Below are 23,883 nucleotides of genomic sequence, written 5' to 3'. Positions count from 1 at the left end.
TATTAAATTTACTTATGACTAAAGTTAATCACATACTTTTTGTTCTTGGGTTTGCATGGCTGCTTACAGCGTGCAAATCCGGGAATAATTCTCAGACTAATGCAACCGCATCTTCAGGTAATCTGCTTGAAACCCGTTATAAAATGATGTTGGAATATCCCGTAGATTCGATGGCAATGCCACGCAGCATGACCCCGGAATCCAATCTCATAAAGAAAGTACCTTCGCGAGATTGGACCAGTGGTTTTTTTGCCGGAAACTTATGGCAATTGTATCGACTAACAGGCAATTCCGAATACAAAAAACAGGCAGAAAAGTGGACCCCATTCAGCAAAAAAGAAAGTGTAAATCGTGGCTCTCATGATGTGGGATTTAAGGTGTATTGTGCCTTTGGAGAAGGTTTAAAAGTAGTCGATAATCCGGAATACAAAAAAACGATTATCAAAGGTGCTGAAACCTTATGTACGCGTTTTAATGAAAAAGTAGGTGCGATCCGTTCCTGGGATTTCAACAAAGACATTTGGGAATATCCGGTAATCATTGATAATATGATGAATTTAGAATTACTTTTTGAGGCTACTAAATTATCCGGTAACAAAAAGTATCAGGATATCGCCATCAAACATGCCAATACCACACTCAAAAATCAATTTAGAAAAGACAACAGCTGTTACCATGTGGTGGTTTACGACACCATCACGGGAACTGTAAAAAAGAAAACGACTTTACAGGGATACAATGACGATTCGGCTTGGGCACGAGGTCAGGCCTGGGCGGTTTACGGATTTACCATGTCGTATCGTTATACAAAAGACAAGGCCTACATCGATCAGGCAGAAGCAACCGCAAAGTTTTTTATGACAAATAAAAACCTGCCCGAAGATGGGATTCCGTATTGGGATTTTAATGATCCTGGTATTCCAAATGCGGCACGTGATGTTTCTGCAGCTACCATTATGGCCTCAGCTTTATACGAACTTTATGGCTACACCAAAAACAAAACGTATCTGGCTTATGCTAACAAAGTAATCCAAACTTTAAGTTCTGATCACTATATTTTAGACTCTAAAATCAACGCACCCTTTATCTTCGGTCATAGCACAGGAAACTGGCCCAAACACGACGAAATTGACGAGCCAATCGTTTATGCCGATTATTACTTTCTGGAAGCAGTATTAAGAAAAAAAGACTTATAACGTATGAGAAAATTATCTTACCGCTACAAGTCTGTTTTTACACTTCTATTTGTTTTTTATTTTGGTAGCTACAATCTTTCTGCTCAGACCAAAACCGATAGCCGTACCAAAACAAATCTCAACGACAATTGGCTTTATTTAGAAAACGGTACTGCAAACCTCAAAGAGGCACAAAAAGCAATCAATTGGACTCCAATAAGTTTACCGCATAGTTGGAACAGCGAAGATGCAACCGATTTAATTCCGGGTTACAGACGGGATGCGAGCTGGTATCAAAAAATGCTCAACATCACAAAAATAGATCAAAACCGACGTTATTTTTTATATTTCGAAGGCTCCAATGTCACTACCAAAGTATATGTAAACGGTAAAGAAGCAGGCGGTCATATTGGTGGTTATATTGGTTTTACAATCGATATTACAAATTATATCAAAGAAGGAAATAATGAACTTTTTGTACGTGTAGACAACAGTTATGATATTGAAATTATTCCATCACAAAAAAGTGATTTTTTTATCTACGGAGGAATTACACGTGATGTTTGGCTGGTTTCTAAATACAAAAACAACATTGCCAATCTGAAAATTACAACTCCCGAAGTATCGGACAAAAAAGCGTCTTTAAATGTTAGTGCTTCAATAGAAAATCCGGAAGAACTAAAGGGACTTTCATTAAGTGTTATCCTTAAAAATCCAAAAGGAAAAAAAGTCGCAGTTAAAACCATTTCCGTTACCGATAAAACAGTAAACATAAGCTTTGAGAATCTTAAAAATCCTGAATTGTGGGATACTCAAAAACCTAATTTATATACGATCACCGCTGTGCTGTCAGAAAAAAATACCGTCAGAGACAGCACTAGCGAAAAAGTTGGTTTCAGATGGTTTGAGTTTAAGGATCACGGTGCTTTTTACCTTAACGGAAAAAGACTCCTGATTCGTGGCACACACCGACATGAGGAACAAGCCGGAGTTGGCGCTGCCATGAATAATGCACAACATCGCGCCGACATGGAATCCATAAAAAAAATGGGCGCTAATTTTGTTCGTCTGGCCCATTACCCGCAAGATCCCGAAATCTACAAAGCCTGTGATGAACTTGGTCTTTTGGTTTGGGATGAATTGCCTTGGTGTCGTGGCGGAATTGGAGATGAACTTTGGAAAACAAATACCAAAAACATGCTGGTTGAAATCATCGAACAGAATTACAACCATCCGAGTATTATCATTTGGTCTTTAGGGAACGAAATGAACTGGCTTCCTGACTTTCCGGATGGAGACAATACCGAGAAAACCAATGCTTTTTTAAGTCAGCTAAATGATATTGCGCATCAACTTGATCCAAACAGAAAAACTGCGATCAGAAAGTATTATGAAGGCTCACAAATTGTAGACGTCTTCTCCCCTTCTATCTGGTCAGGCTGGTACTCCGGCAGCTACAAAAGTTACCAAAAGGCAATTGATGTTTATAAAAAAGAATACAAGCATTTTATTCATGCCGAATATGGTGGTGACAGTCATGTTGGACGTCACAGCGAAAACCCGATCACCGGCGAAAACATCATAAAAGCAGAAGGCTGGGAAGAAGCCATCGTGCAAACCAAAGTTGCCAATATTGCTCAAATTGGCGATTGGAGTGAAAATTATATCGTAGATTTATTCGACTGGCATTTGCATATCTCTGAGAATGATCCAACGTTTGTGGGAAATGTGCAATGGGCATTTAAGGACTTTGCAACACCTTTACGCCCCGAAGACGATATCCCGTACATGAACCAAAAAGGACTGGTAGACCGAAACGGAATTCCGAAAGATGCCTATTATGTCTTTAAAAGCTACTGGAGCGACGAGCCTTTCACGTACATTGAATCACACACCTGGACCGAACGCCAAGGGCCTGAGAATACGCCAAGAGTTTTAAGTGTTTTTAGCAATTGCGAAAAAGTGACTTTATTTCACGACGGAAAATCACTGGGTGAAAAACAAAGAAATACCACGGTTTATCCGGCATGTGGTTTAACCTGGGACGTTACTTTCAAAAAGGGAGAAAATACGTTAATTGCCATTGGAAAAAACAAAAGTGGAAAAACGGTTTCAGATACTTTAAAAGTAAACTATCGATTTATTAAAAATGAAGCAGCGGTTTCTTTACAATTGTCTTCGGAAAAGTTGAAAAACGGAAATTATCTGGTAACCGCTATTGCGATAGACCACAACAATTTGCGTTGTTTAGATTATGAAGAGAGTGTCTATTTTCAATGTTTGAAAGGTGGAAAAACAATCAAAAATCAAGGAACACCTACCGGAAGTGAATCGATCAGAATGGCCAATGGAAAAGCGGCAATAGAAGTGATTCCAAATGGCACCGGAGCTCCGATTGAAATGACCGTATTAAATCAGAATTTTAAGGGCGAATATTTAAAAATACAACCATGATAAAAGTGGGAATGAATAATTTTAACTGCAAAGTGCGAAAAGAAAAAGGGCTAAGACCACTAAGGTTAACCTTGTGGCCTGCTTTTACTTTGTAAAATCTGATGCTCTTTGCTGTTATTTTAAGACTTGAACTCGATTAACATTTAAACTTTAAATCAGTGTTTATCAGTATTTAAAATACTTTTTTTCTCCAGCAAGGTCTTTTTCTGACCTTGCTGGAAAACTGTACTATTTAAAAATTAGCAACTTAATACCATAACTCCCATTTAAAGCATTTTAACAAACGCATCTAATGATACTAAAAATGAAAAAATTACTAACCTTATTCCTTCTCATCTCGTCTGTTTTTGGGTTCGCACAAAATTTAATTTCCAACGTCTCCAACAGAAATACCACTTCCTTAAACGGGATTTGGAATTACATTGTTGATCCTTACGAAACGGGTTACTACAGTTTTCACCACGATGTTTATGACAAACAAGCCAAACCTTCAAATGCGGCTTATTTTAATAATTATCATGCCGTAAACAAACAGGAATTAGTAGAATATAATTTTGATACCTCCCCCAAAATAAACATCCCGGGAGATTGGAATTCGCAGGTTCCAGAACTAAAATATTACGAAGGAAATGTATGGTTCAAAAAATCTTTTGATTACGATCTAAAAGAAAAAAAACGCCTCTTTGTCTACATTGGCGCCATTAACTACAAAGCTGATGTGTATTTAAACGGTAAAAAACTAGGCACACATGAAGGAGGTTTTACACCCTTTAATTATGAAGTTACCACAATTGTAAAACCAAACGACAATTATTTAGTAATTAAAGTAGACAACACCCGACACAAAGAAGATGTCCCGACACTAAATACAGATTGGTGGAACTACGGCGGAATTACGCGCGATGTTACCTTAATCGAAGAATCAGCATCTTTTGTAGAAGATTATACGATTCAATTGGACAAAAAGAATCAAAACAAAATTTCCGGTTTTGTCAAAATCAATAACTTAAATCCGGAACAGAATGCGGTCACCATCACCATTCCGGAATTGAAAATTAAATACAAAGGCAAAGTAAGTCCCGATGGCATTTTGAAATTTGAAATTCCGGTCAAAAACGTTTCTTACTGGTCTCCCGAAAATCCAAAATTATATCAGGTGGGCATTGATTTTAAAGGTCAAAAACTAGAGGATACCATTGGATTTAGAACGATCGAAACACAAGACGACAAAATTCTGTTAAACGGAAAAAAGCTCTTCTTGCGAGGCATCTCCATTCATGAAGAAAATGCCAAAGGCGGACGCGCCAATTCTGAAGAAGATGCCTTGCGTTTGCTTAACTGGGCCAAGGAATTAGGTTGCAATTATGTACGTCTTGCGCATTATCCGCATAACGAAAACATCATCAGAATGGCCGATAAACTGGGCTTGATGGTTTGGGAAGAAATCCCCGTGTACTGGACCGTAGAATTCACCAGAAAAGAAACCTACAACAATGCACAAGAGCAACTAACGGCTGCCATAACAAGAGATAAAAACAGAGCTTGTATTATCATTTGGTCTATGGCTAATGAAACACCAATTTCTGATGCCAGAAATACCTTTATCCAAAATCTGGTTGCCCATACCAAATCATTAGACAATACGAGGTTAATCAGTGCGGCCTTATTGACACAAACAAGTGAAGGATTTGGAACTATAAATGATGCCATTGGCGAATCTCTGGATATCATTTCCTTTAACCAATATTTAGGTTGGTATGGTGGTAATCTGGAAGATGCGGAAAAAGTGCTTTGGAAAACCAAATACAACAAACCCGTTATTGTCTCTGAGTTCGGAGGAGATGCCAAAGCCGGCTTACATGGCGACAAAAAAGAACGCTGGACCGAAGAATATCAAGAATACTTGTACATTCAGAATCTTAAAATGATCGAAAAAATACCTCATCTGAGCGGATTAAGCCCTTGGATTTTAGTTGATTTCAGATCTCCAAGAAGGCTGTTACCGGGAATTCAAGACGAATACAACCGCAAAGGCCTGATCTCAAACGAAGGTCAGAAGAAGAAAGCTTTTTACATTATGCGTGATTGGTACGAAAAAAAGAAAAAGGAATAAGGTTTTAGTTTTTCTATACATAATTCTCTTATTTTTGTATAAACTACATTAAAAATACTACATTATGAAAAACTTTAGTTTACTTACCCTTCTCTTATTATTTGTCTTTTCTGTTAACGCTCAAGAGGTTAAATTCCCTGCTTTGGATGCCAGTCCGGCAGATATTGCTTATTTCCCGAATAAAGCGGTAAAGTTTAAAAAAACCGACACTACACTTCCGTCGATAAAAGTGATTTATTCAAGACCATCAGCTAAAGGTCGCTCTATTTTTGGTGAATTAATTCCTTTTGGTGAAGTATGGCGTGTAGGGGCAAATGAAAATACAGAGATTAAATTTTACAAGCCGGCTACAATCAATGGTATTGCAGTTCCTGCAGGTACTTACAGTCTTTTTGCCATTCCTGAAAAAGACAAATGGACCGTTATCATCAACAAAGAAATTGACTTATGGGGTGGATATGCTTACGATCAAAGCAAAGACCTGGTAAGAATTGTGGTTCCGGTTAAAGCCATAACAACTCCGGTAGAGGCGTTATCAATTGCTTTTACAACTCAGGGGGCAGTTACCAATTTGGTTATTGGCTGGGATAAAACAACGGTTGAAGTTCCGATTACGCTTAAGTAAGTTGAACTAAACTTCTAAAATAAAAAAGAGACACTAAATTTATTAATTAAGTGTCTCTTTTTTTTATAACTTTCGTTAATTAACTAACAAGCAATATTTTAAAACCAAAAGAATGAAAAAATACTATTTGCAGCTGTTATTATTATTGACGATTTATTCCGGTTATTCACAACAAAAATTCAAAATTACATACGAACAATTAAAAGAATATGAAGGTATTTATGAATATGTAAATAAAGGTACTCTTAAAATAGCGGCTTCACCTAAAGACACCGTTTTATATGCCATTATTAACGAAAGCAAATACAAATTAAAAGCAATTGACAAAGATATTTTTCAAAACATGTCCAACGAAAAAGTGACTTTTTTGAGAAAAGAAGGAGCTGTCACTGGTTATGCTTCAGAAGGAACTACTTTTAATTTAATTACAAAAAAGGTCATTTTCCCCAAAGAAATGTGGTACGCAAGACCAAATGCAAAAGACTTTAAATACGTCTATGTACAGCCCAAACAAGATACAGACGGACTACCGACAGGAAATCTCGATTATACCGGATTAGACAAATCTTTATTGAATGAAATGATGCAAAAAATTGTAGACGGTAGCTTTCCAAACGTTCACAGTGTTTTGATTATAAAAGATGGAAAATTGGTATTTGAAGAGTATTTTTATGAATACAATAAAGCCAAACTACACGAATTAAGATCTGCAACCAAAAGTTTTGTTTCTGCCCTTACCGGAATCGCCATTGACAAAGGGTATATAGAAAATAAAGAGGTCACTGTACTTTCCTATTTTCCCGAATATACTTTTAAAAATCTTACCGAAGACAAAAGACTAATTTCGATTAAAAATCTTTTAACCAATCAAAGTGGTTTAGATTGTGATGTAAGTAATGCAAAATCAGAAGGAAATGAAACGGTAATGAATTCTTCTCCCGACTGGATACAATATACCTTAGACTTACCAATGGTTGATGTGCCTGGAGGAAAAGGAATGTATTGTTCCGGAAATCCAATAACACTGGGTAGAATTATCGAAAAAGCAACAAAAATGACGCTGCCTGATTTCGCCAAACAAACCCTTTTTAAAGATATAGGAATTAAAAATTTTACCTGGAATTTTAAACCCGATGCCTCAAGTGCTGAAACCTTTTGCCAACTCTATTTAAACTCAAGAGATATGGGAAAACTAGGTTTACTTTACCTTAATCGAGGTATTTGGAATGGCAAACAGGTTATTTCTACCGCTTGGGTAAAAGAATCCTTAACCAAACAATCTGTTGTTCAAGGCGTAAATTATGGTTATTTATGGTGGCTTAAATATATAGATGTAAACGGCGTACGCTACAATGGGAAAGCAGCACAAGGAAACGGTGGTCAAAAAATTTACATTTGGGAAGAGCAAAATATGGTGACCATTATTACCGGAGGCAATTACAATTCACAATCCCCAAGCGACGAAATCATCCAAAAATACATACTACCTTCTTTCAATAAAAAATAAAATTAAGAATCAATTATTTTTATTGGTTACAATTGGTACAATTAAGTTTTGTACTTTTATGAATAGCATACTATTAAATGCCTAACTTAAACAAAAATTATATGGGAAAATTTGTAATTACTACAAGAGCGAACGGTGAATTTCAATTTAATTTAAAAGCCGGAAACGGTCAGACTATTTTAACCAGCGAAGGTTATACTACAAAGGCTGCCTGTACAAACGGAATCGAATCTGTAAAAACGAACTCTCAGGATGATGCCAGATATGACAGAAAAGAATCCAGCAACGGAAAACCTTATTTCAATCTAAAATCAGGTAATGGCCAAATTATCGGGGCAAGTGAGATGTATGAAAGTACTGACGCCAGAGAAAATGGAATTGCTTCAGTAAAAACAAATGCTCAGGATGCTGCAACAGACGATCAAACGGCATAAATAACAACTATCAAACAAAAAAGGGCTTGAAAATCTAGTGTTTTCAAGCCCTTTCTCTTTGTATTCAAATACTATCAGAGCGCATTTACAAAAATTTATCGATAGTATAAATTAAAAGAATTAATCCTCCAATATTTCACAGGCAAAACCCAAATTTATGATTTCGTTTTTGATAACTGGAATCTGTACCGTTTCAATATAATCGACACGCAAAATTTTATCACAATCTTCCAAATCAAAAATAAACGAAGCGTTGGGAAATATTCTTTTAAGCATTTTTAAAATTCTGTTGGACTGTCTTTTTGAATTCACATTTGTTTTGAAAATCTCAATCATGATTTTTCTAATTAATGGCTATTGGTGCAATTAATCTTAGCTCAATTACACCTAAGAGGTTAAGTGGTCTGTTTTTATTATTCTAAAATTCAATGAAACTGTTCTAATTTTGATCCATTTTGATTTTGCTTAAAATTTTATGATCAATATAGAATGTCCCAAACGGAACTATACAAGCCAAAAGAACTTTCCATGTTGTGGTTTTAAACTTCCAATTCTGCTCAACACCAACACTTAAGGTATTGAATATAAAAAGCAGAAATAACGCCCCATGAATAGGCCCTATCGCTTTTGTCCCCGCAGGATTATCAAAAAAGTACTTTAGCGGAACTGCTATAAAAACTAAAATCAATAAAGAGACGCCTTCAAGAAGTCCCAGAATTCTTAATCGGCCAATGTTTGTTTTGAAAAAATTTATCATAATTATCTAAAAAAAGGTCTGTTTGCTAATGGAGAAAATGGCCACGGAATGGCTATGAAGATGATACTTACTGCAAGGGAAAACCACAAAAGTATCGTTTTGAATTTGTCTTTGTCGGTTTGTTTACGTTTTGCCACTGCCGATCCAATTGTAATCATAGCGATGGCAACAAGCATTAAAACCATATGGATTACACCGAAAAAAAAGGTGCTTAAATCTTTTGATCCCTCCGTAAAATTGTTCCAGTAATATTTAATTATGGGACTTTGAGAGTACAAGACAATTCCGATCATCAATTGTACGTGTGCAATGGTTGCGGTCCAATGTCGAACCATATTATCCTTTTTAGAAAAGAGTGAATTATTCGTAAAACCCCGGTATGCTCTGATAATGGAGTAAAATAAACTTAAAAGCACCAACCATCTTACGACGGAATGCAGAGATAGTAGTATTGGGTACATTGTTATCTTTTTTAAAATAATAATGCAAATATAAATCAAAAACATACTAATTAGTATGTTTTTAAAATTAGTTTTTTTCCAAATTTTTCAAGTAGCATTTAAGCTCTTCTAAATAAGCTACATAACAATCATTATTATCAAAAAGTTTTCCCAAATTTCGAATGCCCCAATAGCCAGACAAAACAAAAAGAGTCACTTGTTCCTCATTAACTTCGGGTTTAATAGCTCCCGAATCTTTACCTTTTTTTAAAGCAATTTGCATCGCCTCTTTCACCTCAGCCGAAAGCTTAAAAAGGGCTTCACCAAACTGCTGGTTTATTTGCGGCATTTCCTGAGTCAAATTTCCCGCCGGACAACCGTATTTTCGAAGTAGAAAAGAATTCTCTAACAATAAATACTGCATCATTTTATAAATGTCGCTGACTGCATCCTTAGAATTCAACAATGGTTTTACAAAATCTTCCTGCATTAACGGATACATAATCTCGTTAATAACGGCCAATCCCATTTCGTCTTTATTTTTAAAATGATAAAAAAAAGCCCCTTTGGTTACATTAGTGGTTGCAATTATGGTATCAATACTGGTCGCCTGATATCCCTGAGTATAAATTAACTCAAATGATTTTTGGAGAATCGAAAGTCGTGTAGAAAGTGCTTTTTTCATAAAAGATACCAATTAGTATTCTTTACAAAGAAATATAAAATAGAGGAGCTTTACAAATCTGCAAATTAAAGTATACTGGGCACGATATCCATTTCGTTAAATGAAACAATAAGAAAATAATTCTGAAAATTTCATTAAAAATTCTACACCGGATTCCTGTCGATTTGCTTCTCTCAAATTCACAAAGTCGCGAAGTTAAAAAAATCAGAATAAAACTTGGCGCCTCTGCGACTTTGCGAGATTTTTGTTACCCCACAACTTTTGAACTTTATCTGAAAAATAGTCTCTGCTCGGTCAACTTCTTTCGCATTATAAAACAAAAAACCCGACAGCTTTATAAAAACTGTCGGGTCTTATTTTTGAATACAAATATTATTTTTTTGATTCTTCGATAGAAACTTTTCTAAACTCTTTTAAAAGTTTTTCAATTTCTAAAGTTGATTTACGTGCTCTTGGTCCAGCAGCTTTAACACCTTTCTCAGTTAGTGCTTCTGCTTCTGCTTTGAATGTGTCGATTTCGGCGTTGATTTTTACTAATAGATCGTTCATGCTTATACTTATTAAATTAAGGCGCAAAAATAAAAGTTTGCTAGATAGATAACGCAAGTTTAATGTTAAAATTATGCCAGTTTTTACCGGACCGCTTAATATTAAATTAACCTGCAATACTTGCTCTTAATTATCAATCAATTACATAAAAAATAAGCTCTAAATTTGTTGCAGTTTTTTTTAAAATTTTCTCTCTCACGCCATCTATTTCGGTTAATTCTTACCATTTTCCACCGATTTCAGGATAGTCTTATTAGTTGTTATCTTCAAAAATTACAGAAAAGCGATATAGAAATACCTCCTCATACAATGATTAACCTGGAGTCTAGTCTATTTAATGGGTTATTACTTTTTTTAAAACGTTTGTCCCTTTGATAAAGTGTCGCAAAACCTCGTAGAGCTACAAGCGAAAAAAAGCCACAGATTAAAGGATTAAAAGGATTAGATAATCTGTGCTATTCTTTTTAATCTCAGGCAAAAAAAAATTCGTGCAAATTGGTGCAATTCGTGGCGCAAAATAGTTCGCCACGAATTACACTAATTAACTCTTTCTAATTGACTTTTTAGCTTGGGATTTGGAATTTGGAATTTGGAATTTGAAATTTAAAGTAGCTGTAAATTTCCAAGAAAAAAATAAACCAAGAATACTATCACATATCTTGGTTTTTAAAATGCCTTCGTATTCTTAAACAAACCAATTACGAGCCAGAAAAAGCAATCCAATTTTTAAAAAAAATGTGCAATTGGTTTTCTACTACAGCTGAATCCAAAAAAGATTCTATTAGTCGTTGTTTAAAATTTAAAGCCTTTTTAAAGTTGTATCTTAAATCTGCCATCAGATCAATACCCGTTTTTGAACCATCCAAAAGCACTACACCACTGAATTCTTCAAGAAAGGCTGTTCTTGCAAATAATTGCTCATTAAAAACGCAGACTAAAACATTTGTTTCTCTTTTATATACTTTTAATAAATTGACCAGTTCAATTTTGTTATACACTACAAATATTAAACCATCAAAATTCTCATCTTTGATTGCATCTTCTGTCAAAAGAGAATGATCAACAAACTCAAATTCCTGACGCAATTTCTTTTTAAACATTTTCACAAATACTTTATTGGTATCACAGACCAAAACAGTTCTCTTTTCCATTGATTTCCTTGTATTAACTTTAGCCCGGAGACTAAATATTTTTATTCTATTATTATCACTAACTACATCTCGTTTTAAAACATAAAACACTCCTATTCAAAATTTTAAATTTTCATAATTTCAGTCACATTATTCTCAACAAAGGCAATTAAATCACTCAGATTTCTACCATTCTTGCATCTATTTGAAATAGATATAATGTGCTGATCAGTATCTTTCACATATAAAAAAAAGAAATCTTTGGTCAAGACTGCTTTTTCAATTTGGCTCCATTTATGGACAAAAGCACCTATCGGAGAATTTACGCGGATGTTTGAATTAGTAAAATTGAGTCGGTACTTCCCTATGAAATTAGTATACCCCTCTAATTTTCTCATTAGCTTAAAAATGACTTTGCAGATGGTATTTACAAATGCATAATGAAATACAAAAAACGACACCATCAGCACTGAACTTCTTAAATACCATTTTAAAACATCATCATCACTTTTCAAATTAAAAAAATCAAAAAAGATGAAACCTACTAAAGCGATGGTAAAAAGAACCGTAACCCTTTCTTTGTATAAACGTTTAAAATACATCTTATTCAGTTTTTGTATTTCAGTTACATTTAGTTCAAACTCTATAGAAATTTTAGACGTATTCATATTCTTGACATTACTAATTAGTACATTTTATATTTTCTGATTAAGTATTTCATTAAAACAGTATGCAAAATTAGAGGCGAGAACAAGTTTCAAATTACCTCCTTACGACATATAAATATCAGAATAAGACTTTAATTATTTAAACGTAAAACGCTGTAAATCAGCACTAAAAACCACAAACAAAACACTTATCAATTAAAATGCAACACTAATAAATACATTAAAACATCTTAACTTTTTATTAAAGAACTTTGCGTATGATAAAATATAAATACATACCATAATTATATTTTAAATAATAGAATGTTTTGTGACAGACAATTATATTAGAAATGGCGAAGGTGTCGGAGAAGAAAAGATTTTAAATAAATAATGAATTCTTTTGCTTACGAGTTAGGAGTAAAAAATATTTTTTGTAAAACAATAGAAATACCACATGAAAACAATTGAACACTCTTATAGTGCTGACTTAAGTTGGGTACAACATTTAACAGAACAATTTGGAGGAAAAGTAGAGGGTAACTTTATAAATGTTCCTGAGGATATCCACACTGGAATCCGTTATTTCCTTGAATGTGAAGAAGGAATTGTAGCCTATTATGTCAATGTAAAATACCATCAAGACGTACTCTTTACTCAAAAAAACTCAAGAAATGATTTTATTGCATTGTACTATGATCTTACTGAAGGTGACGCCAGTTTAGAAACCAATAATACAATCTTCGATATAGGACGATGGAAATATAATTTGGCTGTAATTGACGGCTCACTTCTAACTGATTTTCACGTCAAGTCAGGAAGTAATACTTATGCCCTTTGCATATTTATAAAAAAGAACGTCCTTAATACATTTGTTAAAAACAATACTCTTTTTTTTCCCGATTTACAAAAGCTTATCGATCCCGAAAAAAATACGATTATCAGAATTGACAGGATTGCTGATGAAAGTTATCATATATTAAATGACTTGCGCAAACTAAATGCCGGTGGACCAGTTTTTGATCTAAATCTTAGGGCTACGGTGCATCTTTTAATGTCTAGTTATATAAAAAAAATAGCACTTGACAAGTTTGTTATTCAAACTGTTAAAGAAACAGATCTTAAAAAAATAATAGCCATTCAGATGTTTCTAACTGAAAATATTGAAGGTGCTTTTCCTACTATTGCGGTGATGGCAAAAAATGCAAAAATGTCTGAATCAAAATTCAAAAATTTATTTAAAAAAGTAACCGGCTTAACACCAAACTCCTTCTTTCTGAATAATAAGCTCCTTCTGGCAAAAGAACTTCTTGAAAGCAGACAATTGTCAATCTCTCAAGTTTCAGATAAACTTCATTTTAGTAATAACTCCTATTTCTCTTCAAAATTTAAGGAGCATTTTGGAGTTTCACCAAAGAATTATATTAAACAATTATAATCTTAAATGTCGCCACTAATGAAAAAAATAGCTCTTTCATATAACCTGACACCCGAATGGCATCAAGCGTTAGCTCAAGAAATAAGCGCTGAACTTATTGATGGAAAAATAATTGTTATACCGGAAGCACTTGGTGAGGGGCATTCCTACTTCACCCAAATAACTCCGGGGATTTCTGCATTGTTTATTGATTTTGTTTTAACCGAACCAATTGAAGTAAATCGATTAAAATCAGAAAATGATTTATATATTTTTCACTTCGATTTAAGTGATTCTCCCAATTCAATAGAAATTGATGCTGTAGAGTATCAAATCGATTCTTTTGAAAATCCGAGTTTTACTATTTCAAACAACAAGATAGAAAGCACTTTCAGACCTTTAATCAATAAACGAACAGTAGTATTACAACTACTAGTTGACAAAAAAGTACTAAATGAATACTTAAGAGCAGATACGATTGAAGAATATACCAAACGAAAAAATGAAGCTATGGGAAACTCCCATCACTTTTTTGATACTATTGACAGCAATAGCAATTTATTACTGAAATCAATTAAGGATAAATCAATTTCTGATCTTTCATTTGACTCTTTTTTAAAAGGTATTTCATTAAAACTACTGGGTAATTTTATAATTCGATGCGAAAATTCATCAGCAGTACAAAGTGAAGCAACCAGAATTGAACTGGAAGCGGTTGCAAAAACAAAAAACTATTTTTTGGATAATCTGACCAATTCGTTTCCTACCGTAAGTTTTTTATCTAAAATGGCCGGTATGTCTCCCTCCAAATATAAAATACTATTCAAAAAACAATTCAATAATTCCCCTAAAAATCTCTTTCTTAAAAAAAAAATGATACTGGCGAATGATCTTTTAAAAAGTGGGAATTATAATACATTGACAGAGATTGTGTATGAATTAAATTACACCAGACTCAATCATTTCCGATCCAAATATTATACTTTTCATCACAGAAAGCCTTCAGAAGATTTTGTAAGAAAGACTTACCAAACAAATAACAGAAGATATGCCAGTTAAACTCTAAAACGAGTACTACGATAAAAATACAACTTGTTATCTAATACTTTTTTGGAGTTTAACCAGAGAAGGATCATCCAAAAGTTTTATTTGATTGATCACAATTTTAGCAATTTCCGTTGCTCCCAATAAGGAAAGATGAGTATCATCGTTTTTCTCTTCTCTATAATAAGGTACTTCTCCGGCTTTAAAATGCAAATGAAGTAATTTTGATTTTTCTACTCCGTAAGATTGTTCTAATAATTCGGTGTAATATTCTAAATCTATAAACGGTACTTTATATTCCTGTGCAACCAGTCGCGTTTCTAATGGATAATCACCGTGAGTCGGAAGCAATACACCTTGCTCGTTAAAATTTCGCCTGGCAATTGAACTTAGCAGTACAGGGACAGCTCCCTTTTCTCTGCTTTCCTTTACAAATCGGATTAAATTATATCGGTATGCGGTATGTGGATTGGTGTATCGGGCAGAATCTCCCGTTTTCTCATCATTATGGCCAAATTCTATAAAAACATAGTCTCCAGTTTTAAGTTTTTTATAGATAGAATCCCAACGTTTTTCGGCGATAAAACTCTTTGTACTTCGGCCATTTACTGCTTTGTTTTCTACAAGAATATTGTCTTTAAAAAAGGGTTGTAAAACCTGCGCCCAACCGTGTTCGGGATTTTTTTCGGGATCTTTTTTATTGGCCATGGTAGAATCACCAATACAATAAACTGTCGTTTTTTGTGCCAGACAACTCATGGAAATTAAGAATATGAGGGATAGATAATAGTTCATTTTATTTAAAAATTAGAGTTTTACCGCAAAGCCAAGGTGTGTTAAGCGTTTACAAAAGTGGTGTTATTTTTTTCTCGCAAAGACGCAGAGTCGCAAAGTATTTTCTAAGCTTTAATACTGAGAACCTCTGTAACTTTGCACCTTTGAACCCCAAAAAAACTCATTTCGCAGCGGAGGGAACCGTCGCTCTTTTACCAATAAAAACATCACTCATGATCACATTTTCTGCATTTTCGTTAGATAGGGCATTTTTTGCTTCTTTTATTTCGATATTGTTTAGAAACACATTTCGAATCTTCTTCTCGGGAAATCCCTGAATGACTATACCCGATTCTGTTGCTTTATTACAGGTGATCGCAGAAAAATGTATATTTGATATATCCGACTGGAAACCTTTTCCTTCTCCATGGTAATTTGCTGTTATATACAAACAATCTTCTACCTCATCCAGTTGGATATTTCTGACATGGATATTCTTAATGAAACCACCTCGATCTGCATTGGTTTTTATGTAAATTCCTCTTTTTAAATAGCCAACTGCTTTGCAATTCTCTACATAAACATTCTGGATTCCGGCTGACATTTCGCTTCCCAGAACAACTCCGTGAAGTCCTTTAAAATTACAATTTCTGATTACTATGTTCTCACTTGGAGTAGCCGAATTGGCTCTTCCTTCATGATCTCTTCCTGCTTTAATGGCGATGTTATCGTCTCCGTTATCAAAAGTTACATTTTCAATTAGAACATCTTTTGCGTACTCCGGATCGATTCCGTCATTATTGTAATTCAACGATTTATAATGGACTCCACGAACGGTAATACTTTCTGATTTTAACAGATGCAAACACCAAAATGGTGCATTTTCGATATGAATGTTTTCTACCAAAATATTTTTACAATTAAAAAACTGAATCATTTGTGGCCTCAGGAAAAAACCTTCTCCAAACTTTCTGTCTTTTAATGCAACTGCATTGTGATTCATTTCACGACTTCTGTTTTTCCCTTCCGTTTCTTTGGCTTTAAAACTTTTCCAGACCTTCCCTCCTTCTCCGTCTATCGTTCCTTCGCCCGTTATCGCAATATTAGTACATTCATAAGCATAGATTAACGGACTGTAATTGTAAAGCATTGTTCCTTCCCAGCTTGTCAAAACCATTGGCAAATAGTCTTTCGGGTTATCACTAAATTTAATCTTTGCCCCTTTTTCAAGTCTAAGATTGACATTACTGACAAAGTGAATCGGTCCATTTAGTTTATAGATTCCTTTAGGTACAATTATGGTTCCTCCCTTATTCTTTTTGCACAATGCCATGGCTTTATCAAAAGCCAATTTTGTATTGGTAACAGAATCCCCTTTTGCTCCTAATTCCAAAATATTAATTTGGAAGGAAGGAAAAACCGGTAATTGAATTCGGTTTACAATAGCATCTACTTCTGCAGTTGGAAATTCCGCTTTCTGAGCGAAAGAACTGCAAGAAATTAATAAAATAAGGAGGTATTTAAAATTCATTTGTATTTACTTTTATGAAAACCGGATTTAGTTTGAAAACCAGTTTGGTACTGTGTCCTGAAGTATATTTTCTATTGTATATTTTTCTGCTTCTTTTTTGGAAAGCTGATGCGACCACAGCACTCTTTTTTGGGGTTGATATCCTTCTCCCTTGCAATTGTACTCGGCATAAAAGGCTTTTTTTTCTGCTTCGGGTTTAGACCAGTTTTGCCAGCCTTCGGGTCTTATATGGTTCCCTATATCACAATTTATAAATACTGTTTTTGCATAAATTCTCCATGGTCTTCCCAGATAAACTGCCGTTGCTACAGGATCAGCGGTTAGTCTGCAGTTTTTGAAAACAAAACCAAAGGCCGTCCCTTCTGGAGTTGAAGCGGCGGTAATAAAAGAATCTTTGATGCTATGGATTGTACAATTTTCAAATAAAGTTGTTGCATTTCCAAAAATAAAATCGGTTGTTCCTTCAATATAACAATCCTTAAAATACTGTTTGGCATTTTCCCCCGACAGGTATAAAGTATCCTGATTTCCAAGTATCAAACAATTCGAAATCTGAACACGATTGGCCACAACAGACAACGCAATCGCCTGACCATTGTCTCCCGAAGTATTTTTAATGGTTAAATTGAATGCCGAAAAATCATCCCCTTCAACCAAAACGGTGTAGGTGTAAAAAGTACTGTTTCGTCCTAAATTTATCTTTGCGAAATTGTCGTCAAATGTGATGATCGTATTTTCTTTACTTTCGCCTATTAAAGTTAAGTGGGTGTTCCATTCCGGGATTCTCACTTTTTCGGTATAAATTCCGTTTTTTATAAAGAGAGTTACTTTTTCATACGGGAAGGACGGACAGGCATTTACTGCTTCCTGAATTTTAATAAAATCTCCCGTTCCGTCCTGAGCCACCGTAAAATAATGTTCTTTATTTTTTGAAGGAGTTGCAACTGTCTCCATTTTTACTCCATTTTTTGCTGCCCATCCGGCATATTTTTTAAGAACTTCTTTGGGCTCATCTGTATACCAGGCATAACCATTTCGGCGCTCGGAGCCGATTTGATCTAAAGACTTCTTTTTAATTCCGTCACGATCACAAAAGAAAGGTTCATTTGTATCCAATTCCATAAATCTTGCCCAAATTGGTGCTCCTTTTGACGTAACGATCATTTTCTTCTCAATGATTTTTCCGTCATTATTTAGTACTCGTTTTTCTTCGAGATTGGTAATTTTAGTTTTTTCAAACCATGCTTGGGCACTTTTTACAGCAGTACTAATTTCCGCAGAAGGATTCTCTATTGACATTAATAACAAGGTAATTTTAGCTGATTCTTTTCCGCTTAAAGACGGAAGTTCATAGGCTCTTGCTTTTGCCGGAGTCAACGTTATTTCATCATACTGTGCGCACCAGGTGGTTAATACTCCGTTTTGTCTGTATTGTGTTTTTAGGATACAATCTATACCTGTATTGAATGCTTTTTTAGTTTTTTCAACTATTTCATTTGATGGTTTAATGCTGTAGAAATCTGTTCTTTCACTAATTTGTTTTAGAACATTCAGAATATTAACCATCGAATCATCATTGTAGGTGATATGGGTGTAATATCCTTTTTTTAACGGATAAAATTGCGGCCATCCTCCATTTGCGTATTGTGCTTCAAGCAAATAATTGATTCCTTTTAAAAAAGATTCTTTGTATCGTTGGTCTTTGACCTCAGCATACATTTTAGACATAAAAAGCATTTCGAGGCAGGTGGCTCCGTTATCTGTTGTGGTTTCTAATGCTGTTTTTTTAAGTGCAATTAAATCTTTTTTTTGCTGAGGCGTTAGTGTTTCCTGCATTTGTATGTTCTTGGGCCATCCGCCAATATCTCTTTGATACAACAACACATTTTCTGCTATTTTTTGGGCTTCAGCAGATGCAAACCAGACAGCGTCATTTTTACGAATAATATCTGACCAGTTTTTATAGGTGTTTTGGGCATTTGCTACAAAACCTGTGACTAATAAAACCAGTAGTACTATTTTTTTTTGGAGTATCATTTTTAATTTGTTACGTACTTAAACCCGACAGATTTGAAAACCTGTCGGGTTTAGAACAATTTAATATTTTATCTGTTTAATTCCAGGGCTGCCAGAATAAAGGGGCCGGTTGCTTTTGGGTCATTATCCTTTTTTTTCTCGTTTACATAATACTCATATGAACCGTCACGATAGGGTTTTCCTCCTAGACCGGCTACCTGACAGGCTTGAGTAAGTGTAATTCCGCCATCGGCATCTGTTTTAATTAATTGTTGAGTCAGACCATCAAAGGCTTTGTTGGCTAGTTTTTTATATTTTTCGGGTAGGTATCCTTTGTTGGCGCCTTTGGCAAAAGCATAAGCAAACATAGAAGATCCTGAGGCTTCTAAATAATTGCCTTCCTTTCCTCCTTTGTCGGTTACCTGATACCATAAACCGGATTGATCCTGATATTTCGCTAAACTTGCAGAAACGGCATTTAAATATTTTACCAATTCTTTTTGCTTTGGATGTTCTTTTGGGAAATAATCCAATACATCGACAAGTGCCATGGCATACCATCCCAATGCTCTGGACCAGAAATTTGGGGAATTCCCCGTTTCTTTATTCGCCCATGGCATTTCTTTGCTTTCATCCCAACCATGATATAACAAACCTGTTTTTGGATCTGTTGCATGCAGTTGAATTTGTTCAAATTGTTTGGCCACATCATCGAGATTTTTTCCGTTCTCGAAGGTAACCGTGTATTGCGCATAAAATGGTTCTCCCATATACAAACCGTCTAGCCACATTTGGTTTGGATATATTTGCTTGTGCCAGAAACCGCCGCTTTTGGTGCGCGGTTGCTCGCTTAGCTGCTTGCGCAAGAGCTGTAATGCTTTTAAATACTTTTCTTCTTTTGTAGTGGCATAAACATCAAAAAGCAAACGACCGGGTACAACCAAATCAATATTGTATTTATCTAATTCGTAAGTCTTAATTGTACCATCTTCCTGAATCAATGCATCCACATAACCTCTTACATAAGCCTTGTATCTTGGGTCCGGATTTTTTTTATACAATTCTTCGATTCCATGTAAAACTAATCCGTGAACATAATCCCATTTTGGTGTTTTTGAATCATCGATCATATAAGCCTCAGGATGCCGTTTCATTAAGGTCAACGTCATTTTGTCTGACCATTTTAGATTTTTAGCAATAACGATATCCTTGTTTACCTGTTCCTGCGCGATCAGTTTGCTGTTTGTAAAAACCATCACACAAATTAATAGTACTGATACAAGTATATTCTTTTTGTTATTTATCATTTTAAAAATTGTTTTAATTCTACTATTTATCTAATTCAATCGCACTTAATAAAAAGGCTCCGATACCTATTGCTCCATTTTCTTTTGTCTTTGCAGTAAGGTAATACTCGTTTGTACCATCGCGGAAAGGTTTTCCTCCCAAACCAACATTTGAAGAAACATTGAGAATGTTTACTTCACCCGCTTTATTCACTTTTACAAACTCTTTTATAAAACTGTCAAATGATTTTTGAGCCGTTCGCTTGTAGCTTGAAGCTAAATATCCTCTGTTTGCTCCTTTTGCAAAAGCATAAATAAGCATTGCAGAAGCAGATGGTTCTACGTAATTCCCAAATAATTGCGGTTTATCTGCTACCTGACACCACAAACCTTCGGGACTTTTATACTCGTTTGCATTTTTGGCTATTTGATTGAGATAGGCAACCAAAACTTTATACTTTGGATGTGATTTTGGAAAATAATCCAGTGTTTCTGTCAAAGCCAGCATGTACCAGCCAATACCACGTCCCCAGATTGTTGGCGATGTTCCGGTTAGCTTATTGGCCCAACCAATTTCCTTACTTTCATCCCAAGCCTGATATACTAAACCTGTTTGTTTGTCTATTATGTGATTTTGTACCAACTCAAATTGTTTCGCAATATCATCTAGACTTTTCCCTTTTTCATACTTCATGGTAAATTGTACGTAGAAGGGTTCGGCCATATACAAACCATCAATCCACATTTGGTTGGGGTAGATTTGTTTGTGCCAAAATCCTCCGCTTGCTGTTCTGGGTTGACTTTCTAATTGATTTCGAAATTGACCCAACAGTTTTAAATAACGGGAATCTTTTGTAACCTCATATAAATTAAACAGCAGTTTTGCCGGACTTAAATAATCGATGTTGTATTCTTTGACATCGTACTTTTTAATACTTCCGCTACTGTCAATCCTTTCATCGACATAGTCTTTTATGTAGTTCAGATATTTTTTGTCGTTTGTCTTTTGAAATAATTTTTCAAAACCGGACAATACAAAACCCATTTTATAATCCCACTTCGGTTTGTCATTGCCATCAAGCTGCCAAGCATTTGGATAGTTTCTTAAAACAGTTAGCGCTGTTCTTTCCGACCATTTTAACTGATCAGAGATAATCGTTTTATCGGAATCATTCTGACCTTGTGCTTTGATTTTACTGCCAAAAATCAACAGGAAAACAATAACAACTTTTATAAAATTGACCTTTTTAAAAACAGCTTTTATCATATCATTACATTTTACCTTTTTTGTTCAGTACTTCTAATCTTTCGTCCAGATATTTTACAAATTCTTCTTTTGTTTTAATACCGTTTACTTCTTGTTCCCAAGCACCTAACAGATAGAATGAAGTCCATTTGGTAGTGGGTTTGAATACTAACAAATAATCTAAATCGGTATCAACGGTATTTTCAATAGTGCTAACTTCGTAGAAAAGAGCCATTCCCAGTTTGTCCGGCACCAAAGATTGCTGACCATAAGTTGCTAAATAGGCCCACTTTTTATTCTTGCTTTCTTTTTTAAGCAATTCGGTGTTTTTTTGTTTCACGATTCCGGTACAAATTCCCTGAATTGCTGATGAAGCTTTAAAAGCATGTTGTGTGTAAAGTTGGTCCGGTTTTATGGTTAATTCCGATATAAAGTTAATTTTGTCTGAAGCAGTTTTCCATCCGAAATAATCAATTTTTACTACCGATTCGTTGGCTTTATTTGTTACATAGGCGATTGTTGAATCGACTTCGTGGAAGTGTAATTTTTCTTTGTTTAAATAACGATCTATGGATCCAATTCCGATTCCTTTTCCGGCTTTGAGGATATCTGCTCCCCAATCACTCATTTCGTGATAGGAATCAAAATTGTCCTGTCCTACTTTTGGCAATATATTCTCAGTTGTTTTCTTTCCGAAAATATCAATCGCATTTCTCCAGTCTAAATACAAGCGGTATCCAATTCTGTTGTTCTCCCATCCCGGACCTTCGTAGCGAATGTCAAAGGAATGATCGGTATGCTCCGGAGCCAGTTTTAGTCGGTCAACATTGTTAAAAGTAGTTCCTCCAATGTATTTGCGTGCTTCCCATTTACCATCTGTTTTTGCGGATATTTCGGCGTACGTTTTGTTCTTTTTTATATCGTATTGCTGCGCATTGGCTGCTGTAAAACCTAATAAAAATAAAGTCGCTATTTGAATTCTTGCTTTCATTTTATTCCTGAATTATTTAAAAATTTTATCTAAAAATTGTGTTGTATACGCAACTGTTTCCTGCAACCACGGCTCAAAAAACCAAAAAGAATGCGGTGTGTTTGCTATTGTTTTAACCTCACTGTAAATGGTATTCTGGTTTAAAATGGCAATCATATCGTCTCTTCCGGCATGAAATCTTTCGAAACTACTGTTTATAAAAAGTATTGGTGGTGTATTTTTGTTAGCGTGATTCAAAGCTGAAGCTTTGTTCCAGTTTTCCGGGTTTTCTTCATAAGTCCCATTCAACCAAAAAGCAGCCATTTCTCCCTCATTTGATTCCGGATGTTTAAAAGCCAAAATTCCGTCTATATCAATAATCGCGTTTACTTTTGAGGATGTTTTACTTGTATTGTTTGTATCTTCAAAAGCCAGATCTTCATTTGTTGTACCAATCAAAGCTGCCATTTGTCCGCCCGAAGAGCAGCCCAAAATCGCAATTTTGTTTGGATCTGCATGAAATCTTTTCGCATTATCTTTTATAAACTTTATGGCGTTTTTCACATCATATATCGCTTGTGGATATTTCGCTTCAGGTGATAATCGGTACTCAACGGCAAAACAAGCATATCCTCTTGAGGCTATTTCCTGTGCGAGAACCCACATCTGATTTTTATTCCCTGACTTCCAGCCTCCACCATGAATTAAAATTACAACAGGATTTCTCTTTTCCTTCTTCGAATTTACAAAAGAATCTAAATGTAATGCTCTCTCTTTTTGCTTATTATAAACTATATCGTAAATCTGGTCCACATTTTCATCCTTCTTTGCTTCGGCGATCTTTATAAAAGGGTATTTTTTAATCAGCTTGGCGTAGGTGCTTTTTATTGTATAGGTTGTATCGATACTGTAAGCCGTCTGCGATTGACTATGGTTTACGGATAAAGCAAAAACTAGTAACAGTATTTTTTTCATTGCTTTTGATTTAAAACAGCATTAGAAGCTTACTGTTTATCAAGCTCCTAATACCATTCAAAAAAAAACAAGAAATAGGCATCAACCAAATGTTTATCTCTTGTTTTA

General features: G+C 34.9%; 22 protein-coding genes. 8 read left to right on the top strand and 14 right to left on the bottom strand.

Features of this window, described 5'->3' with window-relative positions; all coding sequences use genetic code 11:
- Nucleotides 1-14: 14 nt before the first annotated feature.
- The 6 genes from AB674_RS13155 (at nucleotide 15) to AB674_RS13130 (ending at nucleotide 8,308) form a co-directional block, all read left to right on the top strand.
- Nucleotides 15-1,196, top strand: coding sequence for a glycoside hydrolase family 88 protein (locus AB674_RS13155; RefSeq protein WP_047777284.1), 1,182 nt, complete (start codon nucleotides 15-17; stop codon nucleotides 1,194-1,196).
- Nucleotides 1,197-1,199: 3 nt separating this feature from the next.
- A complete protein-coding gene (locus AB674_RS13150; protein WP_047777282.1) occupies nucleotides 1,200-3,629 on the top strand; it encodes a glycoside hydrolase family 2 protein in 2,430 nt (809 codons plus the stop codon).
- A gap of 304 nt (nucleotides 3,630-3,933) precedes the next feature.
- Complete coding sequence (locus AB674_RS13145) at nucleotides 3,934-5,742, top strand: glycoside hydrolase family 2 protein (RefSeq protein WP_047777281.1); 1,809 nt, start codon at nucleotides 3,934-3,936, stop codon at nucleotides 5,740-5,742.
- 64 nt (nucleotides 5,743-5,806) lie between these two features.
- Nucleotides 5,807-6,367: a DUF2911 domain-containing protein gene (locus AB674_RS13140; RefSeq protein WP_047777279.1), complete on the top strand. Its 561-nt coding sequence runs from the start codon at nucleotides 5,807-5,809 to the stop codon at nucleotides 6,365-6,367.
- Between the two features lie 112 nt (nucleotides 6,368-6,479).
- On the top strand, nucleotides 6,480-7,874 hold the full coding sequence (locus tag AB674_RS13135) for a serine hydrolase domain-containing protein (protein ID WP_047777277.1): 1,395 nt from the start codon (nucleotides 6,480-6,482) through the stop codon (nucleotides 7,872-7,874).
- 101 nt (nucleotides 7,875-7,975) lie between these two features.
- Complete coding sequence (locus AB674_RS13130) at nucleotides 7,976-8,308, top strand: YegP family protein (protein ID WP_047777358.1); 333 nt, start codon at nucleotides 7,976-7,978, stop codon at nucleotides 8,306-8,308.
- A gap of 120 nt (nucleotides 8,309-8,428) precedes the next feature.
- Here the strand turns inward: AB674_RS13130 and AB674_RS13125 are convergent, their stop codons facing one another.
- From AB674_RS13125 to AB674_RS13095, 7 genes are all read right to left on the bottom strand, one after another.
- The gene (locus AB674_RS13125; RefSeq protein WP_230002283.1) at nucleotides 8,429-8,584 is read right to left on the bottom strand and encodes a hypothetical protein; all 156 of its coding nucleotides are present in this window, start codon (nucleotides 8,582-8,584) and stop codon (nucleotides 8,429-8,431) included.
- A gap of 163 nt (nucleotides 8,585-8,747) precedes the next feature.
- Entirely contained in the window at nucleotides 8,748-9,065 is a 318-nt protein-coding gene (locus AB674_RS13120) for a DUF3817 domain-containing protein (RefSeq protein WP_047777274.1), read from the bottom strand.
- Between the two features lie 2 nt (nucleotides 9,066-9,067).
- On the bottom strand, nucleotides 9,068-9,400 hold the full coding sequence (locus tag AB674_RS13115; protein ID WP_240478090.1) for a hypothetical protein: 333 nt from the start codon (nucleotides 9,398-9,400) through the stop codon (nucleotides 9,068-9,070).
- Between the two features lie 193 nt (nucleotides 9,401-9,593).
- Entirely contained in the window at nucleotides 9,594-10,190 is a 597-nt protein-coding gene (locus AB674_RS13110) for a TetR/AcrR family transcriptional regulator (protein ID WP_047777271.1), read from the bottom strand.
- Between the two features lie 372 nt (nucleotides 10,191-10,562).
- Complete coding sequence (locus AB674_RS13105) at nucleotides 10,563-10,739, bottom strand: histone H1 (RefSeq protein ID WP_047777269.1); 177 nt, start codon at nucleotides 10,737-10,739, stop codon at nucleotides 10,563-10,565.
- 698 nt (nucleotides 10,740-11,437) lie between these two features.
- A complete protein-coding gene (locus AB674_RS13100) occupies nucleotides 11,438-11,980 on the bottom strand; it encodes a hypothetical protein (RefSeq protein ID WP_131701545.1) in 543 nt (180 codons plus the stop codon).
- Between the two features lie 14 nt (nucleotides 11,981-11,994).
- On the bottom strand, nucleotides 11,995-12,537 hold the full coding sequence (locus tag AB674_RS13095; protein ID WP_131701544.1) for a YcxB family protein: 543 nt from the start codon (nucleotides 12,535-12,537) through the stop codon (nucleotides 11,995-11,997).
- A gap of 436 nt (nucleotides 12,538-12,973) precedes the next feature.
- Between AB674_RS13095 and AB674_RS21890 the strand changes: the two genes are divergently transcribed.
- Together AB674_RS21890 and AB674_RS13085 are read left to right on the top strand one after the other, a co-directional pair.
- The gene (locus tag AB674_RS21890; protein ID WP_053004259.1) at nucleotides 12,974-13,954 is read left to right on the top strand and encodes a helix-turn-helix transcriptional regulator; all 981 of its coding nucleotides are present in this window, start codon (nucleotides 12,974-12,976) and stop codon (nucleotides 13,952-13,954) included.
- 18 nt (nucleotides 13,955-13,972) lie between these two features.
- Entirely contained in the window at nucleotides 13,973-14,992 is a 1,020-nt protein-coding gene (locus AB674_RS13085) for a helix-turn-helix domain-containing protein (protein WP_047777265.1), read from the top strand.
- A 36-nt stretch (nucleotides 14,993-15,028) separates the two neighbouring features.
- Here the strand turns inward: AB674_RS13085 and AB674_RS13080 are convergent, their stop codons facing one another.
- The 7 genes from AB674_RS13080 to AB674_RS13050 form a co-directional block, all read right to left on the bottom strand.
- Entirely contained in the window at nucleotides 15,029-15,772 is a 744-nt protein-coding gene (locus AB674_RS13080; RefSeq protein WP_047777263.1) for a rhamnogalacturonan acetylesterase, read from the bottom strand.
- 160 nt (nucleotides 15,773-15,932) lie between these two features.
- Entirely contained in the window at nucleotides 15,933-17,282 is a 1,350-nt protein-coding gene (locus tag AB674_RS13075) for a glycoside hydrolase family 28 protein (RefSeq protein ID WP_047777260.1), read from the bottom strand.
- A 27-nt stretch (nucleotides 17,283-17,309) separates the two neighbouring features.
- Nucleotides 17,310-19,319: a pectate lyase gene (gene pelA / locus AB674_RS13070; protein WP_047777258.1), complete on the bottom strand. Its 2,010-nt coding sequence runs from the start codon at nucleotides 19,317-19,319 to the stop codon at nucleotides 17,310-17,312.
- Nucleotides 19,320-19,387: 68 nt separating this feature from the next.
- Entirely contained in the window at nucleotides 19,388-20,605 is a 1,218-nt protein-coding gene (locus tag AB674_RS13065) for a glycoside hydrolase family 105 protein (RefSeq protein ID WP_047777257.1), read from the bottom strand.
- A gap of 22 nt (nucleotides 20,606-20,627) precedes the next feature.
- Nucleotides 20,628-21,851, bottom strand: coding sequence for a glycoside hydrolase family 105 protein (locus AB674_RS13060; protein ID WP_047777256.1), 1,224 nt, complete (start codon nucleotides 21,849-21,851; stop codon nucleotides 20,628-20,630).
- Between the two features lie 4 nt (nucleotides 21,852-21,855).
- Nucleotides 21,856-22,821, bottom strand: coding sequence for a DUF4861 family protein (locus tag AB674_RS13055; protein WP_047777253.1), 966 nt, complete (start codon nucleotides 22,819-22,821; stop codon nucleotides 21,856-21,858).
- Between the two features lie 12 nt (nucleotides 22,822-22,833).
- A complete protein-coding gene (locus AB674_RS13050; RefSeq protein ID WP_047777251.1) occupies nucleotides 22,834-23,775 on the bottom strand; it encodes an alpha/beta hydrolase in 942 nt (313 codons plus the stop codon).
- Nucleotides 23,776-23,883: the final 108 nt, after the last annotated feature.

The sequence above is a fragment of the Flavobacterium sp. ABG genome, assembly GCF_001027725.1.
Classification (GTDB): Bacteria; Bacteroidota; Bacteroidia; order Flavobacteriales; family Flavobacteriaceae; genus Flavobacterium; species Flavobacterium cupriresistens.
This window is presented reverse-complemented; position numbering and strand designations above follow the sequence as displayed.